The organism is Trinickia sp. EG282A, from assembly GCF_040965455.1.
Taxonomy (GTDB): Bacteria; Pseudomonadota; Gammaproteobacteria; order Burkholderiales; family Burkholderiaceae; genus Trinickia; species Trinickia symbiotica.
This window is the reverse complement of sequence record NZ_JBFRCC010000029.1, coordinates 1-635: the sequence shown is the minus strand read 5'-3', so window position 1 is coordinate 635 and position 635 is coordinate 1. Positions and strand designations below refer to the sequence as shown.

The 635-nt window shown below is 58.7% G+C and carries 1 rRNA gene; it reads right to left on the bottom strand.

Features of this window, described 5'->3' with window-relative positions:
* Positions 1–330, bottom strand: a 16S ribosomal RNA gene (locus AB4Y31_RS31755); the annotation flags it as partial.
* Between the last annotated feature and the right edge of the window lie 305 nt (positions 331–635).

The following is a 635-nucleotide window of genomic DNA, read 5'->3' as shown; positions in this document are numbered from 1 at the left end:
TGGGCCGTGTCTCAGTCCCAGTGTGGCTGGTCGTCCTCTCAGACCAGCTACGGATCGTCGCCTTGGTAGGCCTTTACCCCACCAACTAGCTAATCCGCCATCGGCCGCCCCTTGAGCGCGAGGTCTTGCGATCCCCCGCTTTCCTCCATAGAGCGTATGCGGTATTAATCCGGCTTTCGCCGGGCTATCCCCCACTCCAGGACACGTTCCGATGTCTTACTCACCCGTTCGCCACTCGCCGCCAGGCCGAAGCCCGCGCTGCCGTCCGACTTGCATGTGTAAGGCATGCCGCCAGCGTTCAATCTGAGCCAGGATCAAACTCTTCAGTTCAATGCCTGTTACTGTTTTCGACTCTCTCGAGCCGGTCGCTCACTCAACGTACTGACAGGGGTTGCCTCGTCTTGCGACCAAGCAACCTCTATTTCATCGTGTGAGCCTTTGATACTTGCGCTATACCGCTCCCTGATACAAGCCCAGGGACCGGCCGCGTTCGCCATCAAGCGCCCACACTTATCGGCTGTGAATTGTTAAAGATCGTTCGCTCAACCGCCTCGGCGCCGCTACCACCACTACCCTTCGGCACCGCCGTCTTGCGTTGCTGCATCAGCAGCAGAGAAGCGAGATTATGCAGCGTC